Origin of the sequence: Rhodococcus sp. RCBS9, assembly GCF_029457415.1 — a bacterium.
Taxonomy (GTDB): Bacteria; Actinomycetota; Actinomycetes; order Mycobacteriales; family Mycobacteriaceae; genus Rhodococcus_F; species Rhodococcus_F qingshengii.
Genome location: NZ_CP120422.1, coordinates 2,903,400 through 2,921,051 on the forward strand (window position 1 = coordinate 2,903,400; position 17,652 = coordinate 2,921,051).

Here is a 17,652-nt window from a genome sequence, read left to right on the forward strand (position 1 = left end):
CGTATACGGTTTAGGCAAACCTCACCTAAGTGCCTGATTGAGCCGGGTTGAGGGCCGTACCCCTTCTCGAGAGAGTTCTGTTTTCATGCGTTCAAAACGCTTCTTGGCGGTGGCCGCAGCAGCGGTCGCAGTCGCCCTCGGCATGACAGCTTGCAGTTCCGACTCCTCGGAGACCGCCGACGGCGGCAGCGCCGGAAGCGGATCCAGCTCCTTCCCTGTCACGATCGAGCACGCTTTCGGAACTACGACGATCGACGCCAAGCCGGAGCGAGTTGCCACCGTTGCCTGGGCCAATCACGAAGTGCCCCTTGCTCTCGGCGTGGTTCCCGTCGGAATGGCAGCGGCGACTTTCGGTGACGACAACGGCAACGGAATGCTGCCGTGGGTCGAGGAAAAGCTCGACGAACTCGGCGCGAAGCCGCCGGTGCTCTTCGACGAGACCGACGGCATCGACTTCGAAGCCGTCTCCGATACGAACCCTGACGTCATTCTTGCCGCGTACTCCGGGTTGACGCAGGAGGATTACGACACCCTCAGCGAGATTGCTCCGGTCGTGGCATACCCCGAGGGGCCGTGGGCGACGTCGTGGCGCGACGTCATCAAGTTCAACAGCATGGGCTTGGGTATGGAATCCGAAGGGCAGGAACTGATCTCCACCATCGAAAAGGAGATCGCCGACGAGGTTGCCTCGCATCCGCAGCTTGCCGGCAAGGCAACCATGTTCCTGACGCACGTCGACACCGCTGATCTGAGCCAGGTCAGCTTCTACACGGCGAACGACACGCGCGCCGCGTTCTTCGAGGACCTCGGACTTTCGACGCCGAAGAGCGTTGCCGGGGCCTCGACGGGTGGTGAGTTCTCGAAGAAGGTCAGTGCGGAGCGTGTGGACGTCTTCGACGACGTCGAACTGATCGTCACCTACGGTGACCAGGCACTTGTCGACGCACTCAAGGCTGACCCGCTGCTCTCGCAGATGCCTGCCGTCGCCAACAACGCGATCGTGTTCCTCAATGGAACCGGGCCGATGGGAACGGCGGCCAACCCGACTCCACTCGCGATTTCGTGGGTACTCGGCGACTACGTCGATCTGCTCGCCGGGGCCGCTGGAAAGTCGGAGTGACTGTAACCTCGCAGGATTCGACGTCGGGCGCTCGCGATACGCGGCGCCCGACGTTCGGCAATTCGCTGTGGTTGATCGCCCTTCTCGTTGTCCTCGCGGTGCTCATGTGCGCTTCGATCGTCATCGGCTCTCGTGAGGTCGACTGGTCCGATATCGTTGCCGCACTAGGCGGTTCAACGGACAACATCGGTCAGGGTGCGATTGCCAAGCGCATTCCGCGGACGGTGCTCGCGATAATCGTGGGAGCTGCGCTCGGTCTTGCCGGCGCTGTGATGCAGGGGATTACCCGAAACCCTTTGGCGGATCCCGGAATCCTGGGCGTCAACATGGGCGCTTCGCTCGCCGTGGTGATCGGAATGGCGTGGTTCGGACTGTGGACCCAGACCAGCATGATCTGGGTGGCCGTACTCGGTGCAGCCGGGGCGGCGTTGTTCGTCTACGTGGTCGGGTCACTCGGGCGAGGTGGAGCCACGCCACTCAAGTTGGCTCTTGCCGGGGCCGCAACATCGGCTGCGTTTGCTTCGTTCATCACTGCGATCATGCTGCCGCGAAACGATATTGCGGGCAACATTCGTTCGTGGCAGATCGGCGGCGTCGGTGGCGCGAGTTTCGAGGTGATCCGGCAGGGTCTGCCTTTCCTCATTGTCGGCTTCGTGATCTGTCTGCTGTCAGCGCGCAGTCTCAACTCTCTTGCGCTCGGCGACGAGGTTGCGTCAGGTCTCGGCGAACGCGTCGCGGTGGTTCGTGCAGTGGCAGCGCTCGGTGCAGTGTTGCTCTGCGGTGCAGCCACTGCCATTGCCGGACCGATCGGCTTCGTCGGTTTGGTTGTCCCGCATCTGTGCCGCCTGCTGATCGGTATCGACAACCGTTGGCTACTACCGTTTTCTGCGCTGACAGGTGCCGGCCTTCTCGTCGCCGCCGACATTCTCGGACGAATTGTCGCCCGGCCGGGCGAAATCGACGTCGGCATCATCACCGCGCTCATCGGAGCGCCCTTCTTCATCTATATCGTCCGCCGTCAGAAGATACGTGAGCTGTGACCACTACATTCGTTACTCCCGAAGTCGAGGTCGACGCAGTCGGAGCAAGCCGTATCCGGCGAGGTAGACGCCGCCGCATCGTGATTGCCGTGCTGATGGTCCTCGTCGTCGCATCCTTCGCGGTCACTCTGATGGTGGGAAAAACCTTCTACCCGCCGTCAGATGTGCTTCGGGTCATGCTGGGGGAGAACGTGCCTGGTGCCTCGTTCACTGTCGGCCGCCTCCGGCTGCCTCGCGCTGTCCTCGCTGTGGTCGCCGGAATCTGTTTCGGCTTGGGCGGCATCACGTTCCAGACGATGCTGCGCAACCCGCTCGCGAGCCCCGACATCATCGGAATCAGCTCCGGCGCAAGCGCTGCAGCGGCTTTCGCGATCATCTCGCTTTCACTCGGCGGTTCACAGGTATCGGTTTTTGCTATCGCCGTCGGTCTGGGCGTCGCAGTCTTGATCTACGTTCTGTCTTTCCGGGACGGTGTGGCGGGCACTCGGCTCATACTGATCGGTATCGGCATGGCCGCGATGCTCGACAGCGTCACCGCCTACCTGCTCAGTACCGCCGCCGCATGGGATCTGCAGGAGACGATGCGTTGGCTCACCGGCAGTCTCAACGGTGCCAACTGGGGTTCGACGGTTCCCCTACTCCTGGCGCTGGTTGTCCTCGGACCGGTGCTGCTGAGCCAATCGCGCAACCTTTCGACCAGCCAGCTCGGTGACGACGCAGCACAAGCGCTCGGCGTCAGAGTGGAACGAACGCGCATTCTGACGATCATTGCGGCCGTCGGACTCATCGCCTTTGCCACTGCCGCTGCGGGGCCCATCGCCTTCGTCGCATTTCTGTCAGGGCCCATCGCCGCCCGCATCGTCGGTCCGGGAACATCACTTTTGATTCCGTCGGCGCTGGTCGGAGCGCTGCTGGTGCTCGTCGCCGATTTCTGCGGACAGTACGCCTTCGGCACCCGCTACCCCGTTGGCGTGGTGACCGGCGCGCTGGGAGCGCCGTATCTCGTCTACCTCATCATTCGCTCCAACCGAACGGGAGGTTCGCTGTGACCGAATTCCATACTCTGACTGTCGAAAACCTCGAACTCGGTTACGGAGGACGGACCGTCGTCGAATCGCTCGACCTCGCGGTGCCGCCGGGAAAGATCACGACCATCGTGGGCGCCAACGCGTGCGGCAAATCGACACTGCTGCGGTCGATGTCGCGGCTACTCAGTCCCCGAAGCGGTCATGTTCTGTTGGACGGCAAGGATGTTCATCGCCTGCCCGCGAAGAAGCTCGCTCGCACGCTCGGTCTGCTGCCGCAGTCACCGATCGCACCGGAAGGGATAGTTGTCGCCGATCTCGTCGGCCGTGGTCGTCATCCACATCAGCGGGTGCTGTCGAGGTGGAGTCGCGAGGATGACGCAGCTGTCGCCGAGGCGCTTACGGCTACGGACACAACCGGATTGGCCGAACGATCGGTGGACGAGCTTTCCGGTGGTCAGCGCCAACGTGTGTGGATTGCGATGGCGCTCGCCCAACAAACCGATCTGCTTCTACTCGACGAGCCGACCACCTTCTTGGACGTGAGCCACCAGGTTGAGGTCTTGGACCTGCTCACCGACCTGAACCGGACTCGGGGTACAACGATTGTCATGGTTCTGCACGATCTCAATCTCGCCGCCCGCTACGCCGACTACCTCGTCGCCATGGCCGATCGCCGGGTCTACGCGGCGGGTGATCCTGCCGAGGTGCTCACGAGCGACAACGTCCGCACCGTGTTCGGTCTCGAGAGCCGAATCATCCCCGACCCCATGTCGGGTAAGCCGTTGGTGTTGCCGCTCGGGCGCCACCACGTGCTCGACGACGTGTCGACGTGACGGCGTCGAACGCCCCGGGCGGGCGGATCGAATCCGTGGAACAACTCAATGCGATTCTCGGACAGCCCCATCCGACGATCATGGAGAAGCAGACCGCTCACACGACTCCGTTGATCCGTGAATTCATCGAGCAGGCACGGTTTTTTGTGCTCGCGACATCCGATGCGGCCGGAAATTGCGATTGCTCGCCGCGTGGAGACCTGGTCAGTCAGGTTCTGTTTCCCGACGAGAAGACGCTCGTGCTCCCGGATCGTCCGGGCAACCGGCGCGCTGACTCGTACCGGAACATGATCGAGAATCCTCACGTGGGGATCCTCTTTCTCGCGCCCGGGCGCGACGAGATCGTGCGCGTCAACGGCACGGCGACTCTGTCCACCGATCCTGATCTGTTGGATTCGATGGCGATGAACGGCAAGCCTGCACAGCTTGCGGTGATCGTGCAGATCGACGAGGCGTATCTGCATTGCGCGAGAGCAATTCTGCGGGCGAAGCTGTGGGATCCGTCGACGTGGCCTGCATCCGATGAGGTGCCGAGTCTGCGCGACATGATGGCGGAGCAACACAGCCTGCGCGTCGAGGACCTCGAACCCGCCAGACAAGAGGCGTACCGCAAGTACCTGTACTGACCTCAGTCCGTTGGCCTTTCGCAGGAGAACGGTCTCCACCGGCTGATCGTCAACTGGTGGAGACCGTCGTTCTTACTGTTCCGGGTTTACTGAAGCGAAATTGTGGCGCCACCGGCTGATCGTCAACTGGTGGAGACCGTCGTTCTTACTGTTCCGGGTTTACTGAAGCGAAATTGTGGCGCCACCGGAGAACATCGAGTCGTGTACCTCGATCTCCTTGGGGGTGGCACTGGTCGGGATGTCGAAGACAATGGTGGTCTTCCGTGTGATGCCGGGGTTTATGTCGCCGCCGATCGCGGTTTCGGCGTCGATATTGATCGCTGCCATCGTGTTGTTGGTGAACTCGCGACCTTCGGTGTCGATCAAGGTCTGATTGGATCCGAAGTAAGCCTGGGGCTTGTCGGAAGTGTTCGTGATCTCGACGTGAACGAGTACGAACTGACCCTCAGCTTGCTCTTGCAAGTAGGGATTGTCGCCGATCGTCGTGAGGCCGGTCTCGATACCCGTCACGACGAAACCGAACTTTCCGTCTCGCACTTCCTCGCCGATTCCGGGATTCGAAGACTTCGTTTCCTTGGGAGCTTCGGCCGGGGCAACTGCGGCCACGGAGGCACCGTTGGCCGCGGCTTGCGTGGTTGTGGGGGCCGCGGCGGATTCTTCCTTGTCTTTGTCCCCGCCGCCAGTGGCGATCGCGACAATCACGAAGAACGCCACGATGCCTCCGATGACCCATGGCCACTTCTTCTTTTTCGCCGGTGAAGGCGGCGGTTGCTGAAATCCACCGGCCGGCTGAGCGTACTGGCCCGGGAACGGCGCGCCAGACTGATCTGGATAAGGCTGTCCATAAGGTTGCTGAGCCGGTGGTTGCTGTCCGTAGGGCTGCTGGGGTTGCTGCCCGTACGGCTGCTGAGGCGGCTGGCCATATGGCTGGTTAGGGTCCTGCGCGGGTTGTGTCATGGCCGTTCCTTCACGTGGGATTGCTCACGCATTACTAGGTGAGCATTCGATACTTCTACCAGACTGACCGGTCGCAATGTGTGCAGAGTGGTCGGTTTTGTCCGACAATGATCCGTGCCTTCAATTGCCTCCTCGCTGTTCTGGATTGCGCTGATCGCGGCCATTGCGCCGATAGTCGCGGGCCTGATCCCGCGTCGACTGGTTCCCGAAGTGGTGTTGCTACTGCTCGCGGGCGCAGTGGTCGGGCCGTTCGCCCTCAACATCGCAGCTGACAGCGAAGCGATCGGCATCCTGCGCGAACTCGGCCTCGGCATGCTGTTCCTGCTCGCCGGCTACGAGATCGACCGACAGGAACTCAGTGGGCGCGGCGGACGTCGAGCGCTCTACACGTGGCTGTTCTGCCTCGCGCTGGCGTTCACGGTGGTCGCGCTGCTTGGCATGAGGAACGTGATCTCCGCCGAAGCCGCTGTTGCCATCGCGATGACGTCGACCGCTCTGGGCACGCTGCTGCCGATCCTCAAGGACAACAAACTCCTCGACACACGCTTGGGTAAGACCGTCCTCAACCACGGGGCCGTCGGCGAGCTCGGGCCGGTCGTCGCGATGGCGGTGCTGCTGAGTGCCCGTGGTGCCGTGCTGTCGCTGATCGTTCTTGCCGTCTTCGCCTTGATCGCTGTCATCGTTGCGGTGCTGCCCGGCAAGCTGATTCACGAAGGCTCGTGGACACATCGCCTGGTGCGGGCAGGGGCGGACACGACGGCGCAGACGACGGTCCGCCTCACCGTTCTGTTGTTGGTCAGCCTCGGAGTGCTGTCGGCTGTGTTCTCACTCGACGTCATTCTCGGTGCATTTGCCGCCGGCTTCATCCTGCGGCGACTGATGCCAGAGGGCGACGAGCGCCTCGAGATCAAGCTCGACGGGATCGCCTTCGGGTTCCTCATCCCGATTTTCTTCATCACTTCAGGCATGGCGATCGACGTCTCGGCGGTCGCCGCCAGTCCCGGCATACTGATTGCGTTTTTGATCCTGATCGTTGTAGTCCGCGGCGTGCCGGTGTTCTTCGTGACCAAGTTCGAGAAGGTCGAACCACCCTTCACCACGCGCGAAAGTGCGCAAGTCGCGTTGTACGGGGCTACCGGCCTGCCCATGATCGTGGCGGTCACGGGCGCGGCCGTCGACGCGCATCAGATGTCCTCGGACAACGCGTCGATTCTTGTCGCGGCCGGGGCGATCACGGTTCTGCTGTTGCCGATGATTGCCACTCTGTTGACGAAGAAAGAGAAAGTGTCCTGATTCAGAGATCCAACTGCTCGTCGAGCCAGTCGAACATCCGCTGATCAGTCAGACGACTCGCTTGCTTCGATTATCAGGGGCCGGAGAAAAAGCCGTCGTCGACGTCGATACCGGTTTCCAGCGCCGATATCTCATGGCTGCCCGTTCGGTCCGCCCACCGCAAAGGGATCCCGGTTTCCGCGTCGAACGCCACCGTGGCATCACGGCCGGCCCAATCCGGTGGCATCGCGAATTCCCACGCTCTCCGCCCGTCGACCTCTACTTCCCGCCCTGTCGTGTCGGGTGGGCGTAGGTCGGCGAAAGGTGTGTACGGCCAGGTTCTGTGTATCTGGAGAAGTTGTTCGATATGGATGTCGAGACTGTATCCGCCGTTTCGTCGTTCGAGGACCCCGTCGGTGCGGAACCACGTCTGCTTCTGTCGGTTCTGCAGAAACAGCACTCCCTGCTCGTCTTCGAGACGGATGCAGGTGCGCGGCTTGAACCAGAATTCGAGTCGCACGGAGGGACGACCGCCGGGGGGTCGCCCGCGGAACATCACCCCATGTAGCGGAATCCGTTCCGCCGCTTTGTAACGTCGCGCTACCTCGCTCCACGCAGCGGGCGACTTTCGCGGAGAAGCCTCAGATGGCACATCTGCCGAGGGGGACTGTCCTGACTTGGGGACAACGGCCACCATAAATTGGCCTTCCACGAATAGCGAGGCGGGGACTGCGACGCCGGTGATCTGCTCGGCGAGAGCAAAGGCGCCCTCCAACGCATGCTCACCTGCATAGCCTTGGGCGTCATCGTCGATTCCGATTCCGCCGACATCGAGAATCAAATCCACCATCCGATCGTCCCCGACCACCGGGCTGGATCCGAAGAGTTCGAATTCAGCCACGCGTGTGCCGTTCGACCACCAGATGAACTGGCTGTCGGCATTGACGCTGAGATAGTGCGAAGCCACCTCGCGATCGGATAGAAGGGGCCGCATCAATTCTTCCGAGATAGCGAAGGAACCGCCGTTGATCTGCATCAACAGTGTGCTGTCGTCGCCCACCGCCGCGACTGCGACTACCTGCCCAGCCCCGGCTGTCTCGGGCTGTTCAGTGAGATCGGACATCACCTCGCCGAGTTCGGCGATCCCGATTGCCTCCGATTGTGTGTTCTCGTCGGCGCCGAGGGCACTCAACACCTGTGCGGGAGTGGACCGAGGGATGAGTGCAGCGCAGTACCCGAGAGACAGGCTCGTGTTGAGGTACTGCTGAATCCACACATAGTCGTGATAGGTAGGCACACTCGCACGCTTCCACAGATCGATACCCGACGAATGCCGAACTCCATCGAGCGCACAGCAAATACGCCATCATTCGATCGTTGATTCGAGGGCCTGATTCAGAGATCCAACTGCTCGTCGAGCCAGTCGAACATCCGCTGATCCGTCAGACGCCTCGCCATGGGCTGGCAGTGGAAGTTCGCGCCCTCGGCAGCGGTGAAGGGAACCACCGTCGTCGGTCCGCCGGCGAGGGCGGCAAGCCGCTTGGATTGACCGGGCCAGAATTGCTCGCCTTCCGGATCGGTGATGAGCAGGGGAGTGGAGATCGAGCCGGCGACGTGTTCGAGGTGGTACTTCCGAACCTCGGCGAGAGTGTTGTAGTAGCCGTCGGCGAGGTACGGACGCGCTCGGAAACGCCAGATTCGGGCGCTGTCCTTGGAGAATTTCATTCCCAGCCCTATCGCCATGTCGCGGTCGAAGGCCTCCGACTTCCCCTCGTCGAGCAGCTTCTGCATGTTCTTGGGGATGTGGGCGAGCCACGACGCGGCCACGTCCACGACCCCCGGATCGGCGATCGCTGCCGCGATCCGATGCTCGAACGCCAACGACTGCGGCACCCAGTACCCGCCCTGACTGATCCCGTACATCGCCAGCTTCGACGCATCGACGTCCGGCCGGTCCACGAGATAGTCGACGACGGGCGTGATGACGGCTTCCCAGTCGTGACGGAACGGGATGTTGCGCTCGAAGAGCATCGACTGCTGACCGGGACCGTCGAACATCAACACGTTGTAGCCCCGCTCGAGCGCCCCGGCACCGCCGCTGCCCCACAGCCCGCTGATCGGGCCGTCGCTACCGTTCACCATGATCAACGTCGGCCGTCGCACGTCCCCGGGCGGCCGGAAGAAGTACCCGGGCAGGTAGGTGTCCTCGTAAGGGATCCGGACGCGTTCGACGGGCTGGGCGGTGGTGTCGACGAAGCGGTCCCACGCCTGTCGGTGACGTTTGAAAGTGGGGACCAGAACCGAATCGTCGCTGAGACCGTCGACGGCGTTGATCGCCACACCGAAGTACGACGCCGCCCGCAGGTACGCGTTGGACGCGCTTCGCGAATGCCCGGCCTCGGCTGCCTCATCGGCCTGCCCGAATACCCGTGTGCCGAGGTCGAACCAGGCCTCGTACCAGCCTTCGAGGTCCTTCTCGCCGACGTGAGCGATGGCCGAGAGCACTTCGCCGGTATCTGCCGCGCCGAAGGTGGCTTGCCCGAGAACGACTCGTAGCTCGAAGTCGAAGGACTCGTTGCGATAGAAACCAGCAGTGAACGCCTGGTGCGGATGGGCGAAGAACGACGACGCGAGAGACATGGGCACACCTTCGCTAGTTCGGGGCAGCCATTTTCAGTTGTAGTTCCAGGATCGCCCGAATCGCTTGCCGGAAAACCTGTCAGCGCGGCGACGCCGGGAGCCCGGTGGATGGCGGCCTCGACATCGCAAATGCCAGGGTGCACAACCACAACGACATTCCCAGCACCTGCGCACGTTGAGCGATACCCAGTCCGAGATTACCGCCGCCGGAGACTTCGATGCTGTTGGTCGTCAACATCCACACCGTCGCAAGGGAAGTCAGGATCAGAATGGTCAGACCCGTCGTCCGCAAAGAAGGGTGCTCGCGATACCTGAACGCTCCCACGGTGAATGCGATCATCGCGGTGAAGATCGCGAAGACCGCCACGCTGCTCGTCAACGCGTGAACATGGTGGAGCTGCGGAAGTAGACCGTCGGGTGCGCTCGACGGGCAACCCTCGCCCGAGCATTCGAGGGGGAACGACGCGTCGGCGATGGTCGCGATGCCGAACACCGCCAGCGCAATCCAGCCCGTGACGTAGAGCCTTCGCCGGGGCGTGATCAGCAGACCCAGCGCTCCGGAGATCAACATCAAGATTGCGGACAGGACATCGGCGTTACCGAAGACATCGCGGTATTTCTGGTTCTCGGCATCGAGTTCGCTGAGGAACGATGTCACCGGGTCGAGGCCGGTGTCCAGGAAGAATTCGAGAATCCACGACGAGTAGACGATTCCGCCCAGAGCCAGCGCAGCCACCAAACCCCACCGCGCAACGTTGCGTTCCTTCACGAAATCGAGCTTACGGACCGAGCAGGGCTTTCTGGACGCGTTCGGCCGCTACCAGCGGATCTTCGTGCTCCCAGACGCGGATGACGGTCCAACCCTGCTCTGCCAGACGTGCATCGGTGTCGCGGTCTCGAACCACGTTGGCGGCCAACTTGTCCGTCCACCACTGCGCGTTGCTCTTGGGAAACGTCGCATGCTGCGGGCAGCTGTGCCAGAAGCATCCGTCCACGAACACCGCGACTTTGCGGCGTGGGAATACCAGATCGGCCCGTCGGCGAACACCTTTGACAGGCGCCCGATCCACGAAGTACCGGAGTCCGCGTCGATGCAGCTCGCGTCGAAGTGCGATTTCGGGTTTGGTGTCGCGCCGACGCTGAGCGCTCATCCGAGCGCTGGTGGCAGGATCCGTCGCAGGCACCGTGGTTCCCTCAGCCGTCGGAATCTTCGCTGTCTTCGGGATCGGACCAAGTGGGCGCAAACCTGTTGCGACGCTCCACTTCACCGTGCACGACGGTCACGAAGTCGGTGAACGAGAGCGTCTGAGCTTCGGTGGGGCGTCCGTTGCGCGGCGGCGGCTCGTCGACGTCGAAGAACCGAACTGCGCCATCGGGTTCGTAGAGTCCGATGTAGACCTTCTCGAAGAGGTCGTAGCGGGTGTCCTCGGCGCCGAGATCCACCCAGGCCTTTCCCGGAACGCCGACCACCGCGCGCTTGCCTCGGCCCGAGCGCTTCGAGAGCGTCGTGACGTGGTGTGCAAAAGAGGATTTGCCGGTGTCGCTGGTCTTGGTCGGGTCGCCGTCGTCGCACGTGGCGTACGGCTCGAACATGACGGCGACCAACACGCTGTACGGCTGACGCTGATGCAGAACCATTGCCTCGCCACGCAATTCGTGGTCGTTGCGGACGATGTTCTTGGTCCACCGTCCCAGCTTGCCGCTGCGGGGACTGTAGTCCTGGAAGTTGTACGTCTTGATGGAGACGCAGAGGATCAGGCCGAGAGTGGGGTCGAGTGCCTTGACGTCCAAGCGCTTTCGGCCCTTGGCGACATCGACTGTTGCCTCCTGGCCTTCACCGGACGCCGTCGGGGTGATGTTGGGATACAGCGGACGCAGAGCGTCGGCGACCGTCTGTGCCAGTTGATTGGACAGTCGCTGCGCGTAGTTCTTCTTCTCGCCGCGATCGGCGTCGGCCGGGGGCTTGTCGCCCGCGAGTTGCAGTGCACTCCAAAGTGGTTCGTGTTCCGGCTCGGAAAACAGCGTTTCAGGTTCGGGAAACAGCGAGTCCGTCATGCTGCGGCCTCGGGATATCCGCCCATCCGCTCGAGATGGCTTTCGACGTCCTCGATGAAACCGGGGATGAACCGAAGATTGCCCATGCGCGCGCGCTTGAGGAAGCCGGCGGTGGCCCGAGCCGACAGCAACCGCGTGTCTTCGAGGAAGCCGCTCAGATCCTCGTAGTCGTACTGGACCGGCCAGGTCGAGGTATGGACGCGGAAGGCCTGGCGGTTACGGCCCCAGGCCGCACTCGGCCAGGCGTCGCCCGGTTCGAGTGGCGTCTCGCCCGCGGCGTCGTATTCGATGGGATCGCTCAACCGGCCACCGACCCACGACGCCATCCGCACGCTCACGGCATTGCCGACGAGCTTCCAGCGATGGCTGTGGCGTAGGCCGGGAACCTCGACGGACGGCAGCGTCCAGTCGGGATCGAAACCCTGCAGTCGCTCGGCATCGACTAGACCGGGAGTGACGATCTCACCTGACGGCAACCGGACTGCCGGCTGACTGGGGATGCCGACGGACGAGCCGCCCTTGAGCGTCGGCACGGCATTGACGGCCCATCCGAGACCGCGAGTGCCTTCGGTCCAGTAGAAGCCGCAGGGGTAGTCCGCGGGATCGCCACCCAGGCGCTCGCCGGCGTCCTGGCCGAACAGGATTTCGCGGGGATCATCTGTGCGCGAGGCAAGCATGATGACTCGCTGGCGACGCTGGGGGAGTCCGAAGGCGCGGGCGTCGACCACCCGGTACGCCCAGGTGTATCCGAGGTCTTCGAGGGCGTCGGTGATGTGCCGCATGGCGGCGCCCTTGCCGAGCTGGAGCATGAACGGAACGTTCTCGATCAACAGCCAGCGCGGGCCCTTCTTACGCTTGACCAGACGGAACACCTCGTCCACCAGGCCTGAGCGTGCGCCGGTGATGCCTGCCGTTTTGCCGGCCTGAGAGAGGTCCTGGCAGGGGAAACCGGCGGCCACCAATTCGATGTCACTGGGCAGCGCGCGAAGTTTGGTGACGTCACCGTGCAACGGCACGTCGGCGAAACGCGAACGGAGAACTGCCTGCGCGCCCGGATCGATTTCACACAGCAGTTCGGTGTTCCACCCATGTTCCGAGAGCCCCAACTCGAGACCACCGATACCGGCAAACAAACCCACCATGCTCCGCGACGACGTCACAGCACCCTTCCTCACGAACCGACCTAGAAGCACGGTACTCGAGAACTCCGACACCGTTTGCCAACTATTCGGTCCGCGGCGTGCTCCTTACGGAAGAACCGTTGTGAAACGCCTTACATCGAGATCTTCGGGGCCGATCGAAGTCCCTAAAAGGTCCCTGATCGAAGCAATAACCCGAACCAGCGGTGCTCCGCGCCCGTTCGTCCATTACCGTGGTCGGGTGAGCATCCAACCTTCCGGTGACGCGTCCTGGCCCGCGGTATTGACCTGGCAGGCCCACAACGCTCCTCGTATGGAGTCTGTTCGTGTGCAGCTGAACGGAAATCGCATCAAGGCTTCCGGCCGGATCATCGGTGGAGCCTGCAGTGAGCACCCGGCATTCAGCGCGTCGTACGACCTGGTCACCGACGAGGCCGGCATCACCCGCCGGTTGTCCGTGCGGACCGCCCTGGCCGCCGGTGAGCGTCAGATGTCGATCAGCCGGGACGAAGAAGGCACCTGGATGGTCGAGAACGGCGCCAGTCACCAGCGCTCTGCGTTCGATGGCGCACTCGATGTCGACGTGATCCTCAGCCCGTTCTTCAACACGCTGCCCATCCGCCGCGTCGGTCTGCAGAACGACATCGAAGACGCCGAGGTGCCGGTCGTCTACGTAAACCTTCTCGACCTGCGCGTCGAGGGTGCGACCATCACCTACAGCTCCGGCGCCGACGGAATCAGTGTGCTGTCCCCGGTGTCCAGCTCGACGTTGTCCGTCGATACCGAAGGCTTTGTCCTCGACTACCCGGGTCTGGCAACTCGTATCTAGGTTTCGTATCTCTAGGTTGCGTAGTTCTAGGTTGCGGATCGCCGGATGACGCCGCCGCGTCGACCGGCGTCTCGCATCCGGTTGATCCAGTCGGGTTCTCCGGCCTGAACGTCTTCGATGTCCCACCGCTCGTGCGACTCGTAGGCGCCGCGCGCCGCGAACCCTGCGTCCACCAATCGTGCCGTCGAGCCGTTGTCGAGCAGATCGGTACGTGCACCCTGCAAAAGGTCGAGCGCCTCGTCCAGCGCGACCAGCAGGGCGTCGCGGTTGCCCTCGCACATCGCCCGCACCAGGCCAGGAGCGCTCCCGGCTACGCGGGTGCCGTCGCGAAATGATCCGGCAGCCAGCCCGAGAGCCAGTTCGCCGCCGGCAGCTCCGGTGATCGCAAGCGTTTCCGCGAGCAGGTGAGGCAGATGCGAGATTCGCGCGACTGCTCGATCGTGCTCGAGGGATTCGGCCGGCACTACCACCGAGCCGCAGTCGAGTGCAAGGTCGGCGACCTGCGACCACACGTCTGCGTCGACGCCCTCGTCGGTGGCAACGACCCACACCGCGTCGACGAACAGATCGGCATCCCCGACCGCCCAACCCGAAGCTGACGTCCCCGCCATCGGATGACCGCCCACGAACTTGGCGCTCAAGCCCGCTCGTTCGACCGCAGCCTTCACTTCACCCTTGACGCTGACGACGTCGGTGATCGGATTGTCGGGCGCGTGCGCGGCGATGGCCGCCAAGGTGGCGTCGACGGCAGGCATCGGCACGGCGATCACAATGATCGCGCCGCTTTCGTTTGCTCTCTGCAGCACTGAAACCAGATCGGTGTCGGCGTCGAAACCGTCGGCTCGGGCCGCGTCGGCGGACTCGCTGGAACGGTTGTAACCCCACGCCCGGCGGCCGGATCGGACGGCGGCGCGAAGTAGCGAACCGCCGATCAATCCGAGGCCGAGAACGCAGACTGGTGGGGCGGAATCGATCGCAGACACGAGTTCAGGTTGGCACATCGATGCTCGGACTTCACTCACTGGCACCAGGCGGGCTACCGTTGCGCCATGGGTGCACAGCGCGCGGGTAACAAGAGCGCCTCTTCGAACCAGTCGGAGGAGCTTGAAGGCTTCGGTGTCGCGGTGGTCCGTGAAGAGGGGCGTTGGACGGTCAAGGCACTGACGCCCGACGCGTTGACCTCGCTCTCGGCCGCCGAAACGCAGCTGCGTGAGCTGCGAAGTTCGGGTGCCGTCTTCGGTCTTCTCGACGTCGACGACGAGTTCTTCATCGTGTTGCGTCCGGCGCCGTCGGGCACGCAGTTGCTGATTTCCGACGCGACCGCCGCCATCGACTACGACATCGCAGCCGACGTCCTCGACGCCTTGCACATCGAGATCCCCGACATCGACCCGGACGACCTCGACGATGTCGAACCCTGGGAAGAGGGCGATCTGTCCGTGCTGGCCGATCTGGGCCTGCCGGAACCCGTGCTCGCCGTCATCGCGGCCGAGACCGATCTCTATCCGGACGAGCAGTTGGGGATGATCGCGCAGCGACTCGGGTTCGCATCCGAGTTCGGCGCAGCGCTCGACAAGCTCCCGCGCTAGATGACTCTCGCTGACGACCAGCGCATGATCCGTGCGGCCATCGTGGCCGCACGTTCCGCCTCCGACGCCGACGTCCCGGTCGGGGCAGTGGTGTTCGACGCAGACGGCGTCGAAGTTGCTCGGGCCTCCAATGCCAGGGAAGCGTCGTCCGATCCGACCGCGCACGCCGAAATCCTCGCGTTGCGTGCTGCCGCAAAAACCTACGGTGACGGCTGGCGCCTGGAAGGTGCGACGCTTGCCGTGACCCTCGAGCCATGCACGATGTGTGCGGGCGCTCTGGTCCTCGCCCGGGTTTCTCGGGTCGTTTTCGGGGCGTGGGAGCCGAAAACCGGAGCCGTCGGATCATTATGGGACGTAGTTCGAGATAAAAGATTGACCTATCGGCCGCAGGTGCGCGGCGGGGTCCTCGAGGACGAATGCGCTGGGCTTTTGGAAGATTTCTTCCGCGAGCAGCGGGCCTGAATTCGGTATTCCCCATCGAGAGTGATCGCACACTCGGGTAGCCGGATCCATCAATCGAGGGCATGGTGGAGGCAGATGCCGTCAGGGCATCGGCGGATCGTCGGAAGGCGATTCGTTCGCGTTCACAGAGGAGTACTCATGGGAATCGCAGACAAGGCTCAGAACAAGGCCGAAGACCTCGGGGGCAAGGCCAAGGAAGCTGCTGGCAGCGCTACCGGTGACCGGGACCTCGAAAACGAAGGCAAGGGCGACCAGGTGAAATCGGCCGTCAAGGATGCAGGCGAGAAGGTCAAGGACGCCGCTTCCAGCATCAAGGACAAGCTCACGTAATACCGCTCCACCTGGCGATTTCAGCCACGGGCACTCCATCCGGTAAAGTCACCAGCGGTGGCGTGTCCGAGCGGCCTAAGGAGCACGCCTCGAAAGCGTGTGACGGGTAACCCCCGTCCGAGGGTTCAAATCCCTCCGCCACCGCCAAAGCTCCCCACCTGTTCACGCAGGTGGGGAGCTTTTTTGTGCTTGGTGGCGCCTATAGTCCCGTTGCTCGGACGACGTCGGGGAATCGGTAGGTTTCATCGAGGACTGATTTGTCGGGGACATAGCTGCGAATGATCAGTCGAAATTCGTCGTGCGGAGCGGGTAGCCAGTTGGCACGAGCATCCGGATCGGTCGGCTCGTCGTGAGACAGGTGCAAGGTGAGCTTCCCGTCACGAAAGACGAGATCGCCCGCGTCGAGATTGACGGTGCCGAGGTTGACGCGGTTACCGGGTGCGTCGGCGAGCATAAATGCGTCCTTGTCGTACATGGTCAGAGACCAGAAGCCGCCGCGACTGCGGTCGACGGGTGGGAGTGCGTCTTCTGTGAAGGTCATGGTGTACCGCTCGCGGCCGTGGAGCAACGCTCCGTCGTGGTCGGTACCCCGGACGAGGTAGACAGCCTCGTGAAAGTCGTTGACGTAAATGTAGATGACGGCCGCGAGCGCCCGTCCGAACCAGTCGGTGCCCCACAGGCCACTGTTGCGTTGCCGTTGCCATCCGTTGCCTGCGTCGACCCCGGTTTGGACGTAGCTCGCCGATTGATGGAGGGCGACGTCGGCGCGGAGCGCGGCGCGGTCGAGCAGCGCTCGGTACGACTTGTCCGAACGATGCAGTGCGACAAGCGTCTTGGCTTGATCAGCCATCGGGGTGTCTGCTGCGCCCATGGTCGGGTTGAAATCGAGCATTGCTGCAAGATCGGTCCAGAAAGATTCCGGCTTCACCCATTGAGGTCGACTGGCGTCGGGATCGGCCGCCAACATTTCGGCGGTGACGCCCTGAGGGTAGATCGAGTTCGCGGCGTGGGCCTCGTAGCCGAAGGACCGCGGGCCGGGTCGATCCTCGCTGAACGGGGTACATGCCGATCTGGTCGAGCACCGACCGCGCCTGCTGCTTGGACGCCTCGGAACGTGCTGCGAAACTGCGAGGGAAGACACCAGCCACGTTCGTCGGTGATCGAAGCACATCGAGGAAGTCTTCCGGCAACTCGCCATCCCAATCAGGTCCGACCAGAAGGAACTTTCCGCCGGGAGTGCCTGTCGCCGAACCAAGTTGGTGAGTCACATTTGTCAGCACGTCGACGATCTGGATAGTCCAGTAATGGCCGTCGGGTACCTCGGTCGGGGTCTGTATCACTGCGGTTTCGTCGGTGAGATCGGCGAATCCTGCGCCGTAGATCGTGTCGTTGTTGGGTGAGACGACCCACCGCTGCGCCGGGCTCATGTAGTCGGTGAGGGCACCTGTGTAATTTTTGGCGGCGCCTGGCAGAAGGCCGAGTTGGAGTCCGGTCTTGCCATCCATGATCTCCCACATGTTTGTACGGCCGAAGGTGTCCACAGCTGGATAGCCCCAGTAATAGACGATCCGGGCGAGGGCTTCCACGTAACTCTCAGCGGCGAGCGTTGCTGGAACTCCGGCCGATCTCGCCAGTTGAGCGTGTGCCGGCGTGAAACCTTGTGCGATTGAGTCGGTCGGGGAGTCCATGAAGTCATGGTGCCGGTGACCGTCCGCTGCATCATCACCCTTGC

The 17,652-nt window shown here is 62.9% G+C and carries 20 protein-coding genes and 1 tRNA gene; 11 read left to right on the forward strand and 10 right to left on the reverse strand.

All coding sequences use genetic code 11. From position 1 onward, the window contains the following. The first annotated feature begins 85 nt into the window (after window positions 1-85). From P0M12_RS13710 to P0M12_RS13730, 5 genes are read left to right on the forward strand one after another with little or no spacing between them, the layout of a single operon-like run. Window positions 86-1,120, forward strand: a complete 1,035-nt coding sequence (locus tag P0M12_RS13710; RefSeq protein WP_064113949.1) for an iron-siderophore ABC transporter substrate-binding protein — start codon at window positions 86-88, stop codon at window positions 1,118-1,120. Next, window positions 1,117-2,160 carry an iron ABC transporter permease gene (locus P0M12_RS13715; RefSeq protein ID WP_277377856.1) on the forward strand — a complete coding sequence of 348 codons (1,044 nt, stop codon included), beginning with the start codon at window positions 1,117-1,119 and terminating at the stop codon, window positions 2,158-2,160. The genes P0M12_RS13710 and P0M12_RS13715 overlap by 4 nt, the downstream gene beginning before the upstream one ends. Then, window positions 2,157-3,209 carry an iron chelate uptake ABC transporter family permease subunit gene (locus P0M12_RS13720; protein ID WP_118604829.1) on the forward strand — a complete coding sequence of 351 codons (1,053 nt, stop codon included), beginning with the start codon at window positions 2,157-2,159 and terminating at the stop codon, window positions 3,207-3,209. The genes P0M12_RS13715 and P0M12_RS13720 overlap by 4 nt, the downstream gene beginning before the upstream one ends. Next, window positions 3,206-4,021 carry an ABC transporter ATP-binding protein gene (locus P0M12_RS13725; protein ID WP_230359425.1) on the forward strand — a complete coding sequence of 272 codons (816 nt, stop codon included), beginning with the start codon at window positions 3,206-3,208 and terminating at the stop codon, window positions 4,019-4,021. The genes P0M12_RS13720 and P0M12_RS13725 overlap by 4 nt, the downstream gene beginning before the upstream one ends. Continuing rightward, the gene (locus tag P0M12_RS13730; RefSeq protein ID WP_277377857.1) at window positions 4,018-4,647 is read left to right on the forward strand and encodes a pyridoxamine 5'-phosphate oxidase family protein; all 630 of its coding nucleotides are present in this window, start codon (window positions 4,018-4,020) and stop codon (window positions 4,645-4,647) included. The genes P0M12_RS13725 and P0M12_RS13730 overlap by 4 nt, the downstream gene beginning before the upstream one ends. A 159-nt stretch (window positions 4,648-4,806) precedes the next feature. On the opposite strand, the gene P0M12_RS13735 is transcribed toward P0M12_RS13730, so the two are convergent. Then, window positions 4,807-5,361 carry a DUF4352 domain-containing protein gene (locus P0M12_RS13735; protein WP_051720817.1) on the reverse strand — a complete coding sequence of 185 codons (555 nt, stop codon included), beginning with the start codon at window positions 5,359-5,361 and terminating at the stop codon, window positions 4,807-4,809. Between the two features lie 357 nt (window positions 5,362-5,718). On the opposite strand from P0M12_RS13735, the gene P0M12_RS13740 reads away from it, so the two are divergent. Next, window positions 5,719-6,897 carry a cation:proton antiporter gene (locus P0M12_RS13740; RefSeq protein WP_218681263.1) on the forward strand — a complete coding sequence of 393 codons (1,179 nt, stop codon included), beginning with the start codon at window positions 5,719-5,721 and terminating at the stop codon, window positions 6,895-6,897. A gap of 73 nt (window positions 6,898-6,970) precedes the next feature. Here P0M12_RS13740 and P0M12_RS13745 read toward each other — a convergent pair whose 3' ends face one another. The 6 genes from P0M12_RS13745 to dcm all read right to left on the reverse strand — a co-directional run bounded on the left by P0M12_RS13745 (window position 6,971) and on the right by dcm (window position 12,713). Beyond that, window positions 6,971-8,173: a DUF6461 domain-containing protein gene (locus P0M12_RS13745; RefSeq protein WP_030535753.1), complete on the reverse strand. Its 1,203-nt coding sequence runs from the start codon at window positions 8,171-8,173 to the stop codon at window positions 6,971-6,973. Window positions 8,174-8,271: 98 nt separating this feature from the next. Continuing rightward, a complete protein-coding gene (locus P0M12_RS13750) occupies window positions 8,272-9,516 on the reverse strand; it encodes a prolyl oligopeptidase family serine peptidase (RefSeq protein ID WP_058227066.1) in 1,245 nt (414 codons plus the stop codon). A gap of 79 nt (window positions 9,517-9,595) precedes the next feature. Continuing rightward, complete coding sequence (locus tag P0M12_RS13755) at window positions 9,596-10,285, reverse strand: DUF998 domain-containing protein (protein WP_007731663.1); 690 nt, start codon at window positions 10,283-10,285, stop codon at window positions 9,596-9,598. Window positions 10,286-10,295: 10 nt separating this feature from the next. Further along, window positions 10,296-10,700, reverse strand: coding sequence for a very short patch repair endonuclease (locus P0M12_RS13760; RefSeq protein WP_058227067.1), 405 nt, complete (start codon window positions 10,698-10,700; stop codon window positions 10,296-10,298). A gap of 10 nt (window positions 10,701-10,710) precedes the next feature. Next, window positions 10,711-11,571: a hypothetical protein gene (locus tag P0M12_RS13765; RefSeq protein ID WP_003943911.1), complete on the reverse strand. Its 861-nt coding sequence runs from the start codon at window positions 11,569-11,571 to the stop codon at window positions 10,711-10,713. Beyond that, window positions 11,568-12,713, reverse strand: a complete 1,146-nt coding sequence (gene dcm / locus P0M12_RS13770; protein ID WP_030535749.1) for a DNA (cytosine-5-)-methyltransferase — start codon at window positions 12,711-12,713, stop codon at window positions 11,568-11,570. The genes P0M12_RS13765 and dcm overlap by 4 nt, the downstream gene beginning before the upstream one ends. A 238-nt stretch (window positions 12,714-12,951) precedes the next feature. Here dcm and P0M12_RS13775 point away from each other — a divergent pair, with 238 nt between their 5' ends. Continuing rightward, window positions 12,952-13,539 (forward strand): putative glycolipid-binding domain-containing protein, encoded by a 588-nt coding sequence (locus P0M12_RS13775; protein ID WP_073512852.1) that lies wholly within the window; start codon window positions 12,952-12,954, stop codon window positions 13,537-13,539. A 26-nt stretch (window positions 13,540-13,565) separates the two neighbouring features. On the opposite strand, the gene P0M12_RS13780 is transcribed toward P0M12_RS13775, so the two are convergent. After that, the gene (locus tag P0M12_RS13780) at window positions 13,566-14,540 is read right to left on the reverse strand and encodes a prephenate dehydrogenase (protein ID WP_165638770.1); all 975 of its coding nucleotides are present in this window, start codon (window positions 14,538-14,540) and stop codon (window positions 13,566-13,568) included. A gap of 48 nt (window positions 14,541-14,588) precedes the next feature. Here P0M12_RS13780 and P0M12_RS13785 point away from each other — a divergent pair, with 48 nt between their 5' ends. From P0M12_RS13785 to P0M12_RS13800, 4 genes are all read left to right on the forward strand, one after another. Next, a complete protein-coding gene (locus P0M12_RS13785; RefSeq protein ID WP_003943823.1) occupies window positions 14,589-15,128 on the forward strand; it encodes a tRNA adenosine deaminase-associated protein in 540 nt (179 codons plus the stop codon). Beyond that, window positions 15,129-15,590, forward strand: coding sequence for a nucleoside deaminase (locus P0M12_RS13790; protein WP_003943976.1), 462 nt, complete (start codon window positions 15,129-15,131; stop codon window positions 15,588-15,590). It begins immediately after the preceding gene. A 138-nt stretch (window positions 15,591-15,728) separates the two neighbouring features. Continuing rightward, the gene (locus P0M12_RS13795; protein ID WP_003943869.1) at window positions 15,729-15,920 is read left to right on the forward strand and encodes a CsbD family protein; all 192 of its coding nucleotides are present in this window, start codon (window positions 15,729-15,731) and stop codon (window positions 15,918-15,920) included. 56 nt (window positions 15,921-15,976) lie between these two features. After that, window positions 15,977-16,067, forward strand: a tRNA-Ser gene (locus tag P0M12_RS13800). A 52-nt stretch (window positions 16,068-16,119) separates the two neighbouring features. Here P0M12_RS13800 and P0M12_RS13805 read toward each other — a convergent pair. Then, complete coding sequence (locus P0M12_RS13805) at window positions 16,120-16,812, reverse strand: DUF1214 domain-containing protein (RefSeq protein ID WP_230359426.1); 693 nt, start codon at window positions 16,810-16,812, stop codon at window positions 16,120-16,122. Next, window positions 16,763-17,608: a DUF1254 domain-containing protein gene (locus P0M12_RS13810; protein WP_230359427.1), complete on the reverse strand. Its 846-nt coding sequence runs from the start codon at window positions 17,606-17,608 to the stop codon at window positions 16,763-16,765. The genes P0M12_RS13805 and P0M12_RS13810 overlap by 50 nt, the downstream gene beginning before the upstream one ends. Window positions 17,609-17,652 lie beyond the last annotated feature (44 nt).

Bases quoted from the DNA above. Each gene is read 5' to 3' on its own strand.
- P0M12_RS13710 (WP_064113949.1), top strand. From the start codon at position 86: ATGCGTTCAAAACGCTTCTTGGCGGTGGCCGCAGCAGCGGTCGCAGTC.
- P0M12_RS13750 (WP_058227066.1), bottom strand. From the start codon at position 9,516: ATGTCTCTCGCGTCGTCGTTCTTCGCCCATCCGCACCAGGCGTTCACT.
- P0M12_RS13765 (WP_003943911.1), bottom strand. From the start codon at position 11,571: ATGACGGACTCGCTGTTTCCCGAACCTGAAACGCTGTTTTCCGAGCCG.
- dcm (WP_030535749.1), bottom strand. From the start codon at position 12,713: ATGGTGGGTTTGTTTGCCGGTATCGGTGGTCTCGAGTTGGGGCTCTCG.
- P0M12_RS13780 (WP_165638770.1), bottom strand. From the start codon at position 14,540: ATGTGCCAACCTGAACTCGTGTCTGCGATCGATTCCGCCCCACCAGTC.
- P0M12_RS13785 (WP_003943823.1), top strand. From the start codon at position 14,589: ATGGGTGCACAGCGCGCGGGTAACAAGAGCGCCTCTTCGAACCAGTCG.
- P0M12_RS13790 (WP_003943976.1), top strand. From the start codon at position 15,129: ATGACTCTCGCTGACGACCAGCGCATGATCCGTGCGGCCATCGTGGCC.
- P0M12_RS13795 (WP_003943869.1), top strand. From the start codon at position 15,729: ATGGGAATCGCAGACAAGGCTCAGAACAAGGCCGAAGACCTCGGGGGC.
- P0M12_RS13805 (WP_230359426.1), bottom strand. From the start codon at position 16,812: ATGCTCGATTTCAACCCGACCATGGGCGCAGCAGACACCCCGATGGCT.
- P0M12_RS13810 (WP_230359427.1), bottom strand. From the start codon at position 17,608: ATGGACTCCCCGACCGACTCAATCGCACAAGGTTTCACGCCGGCACAC.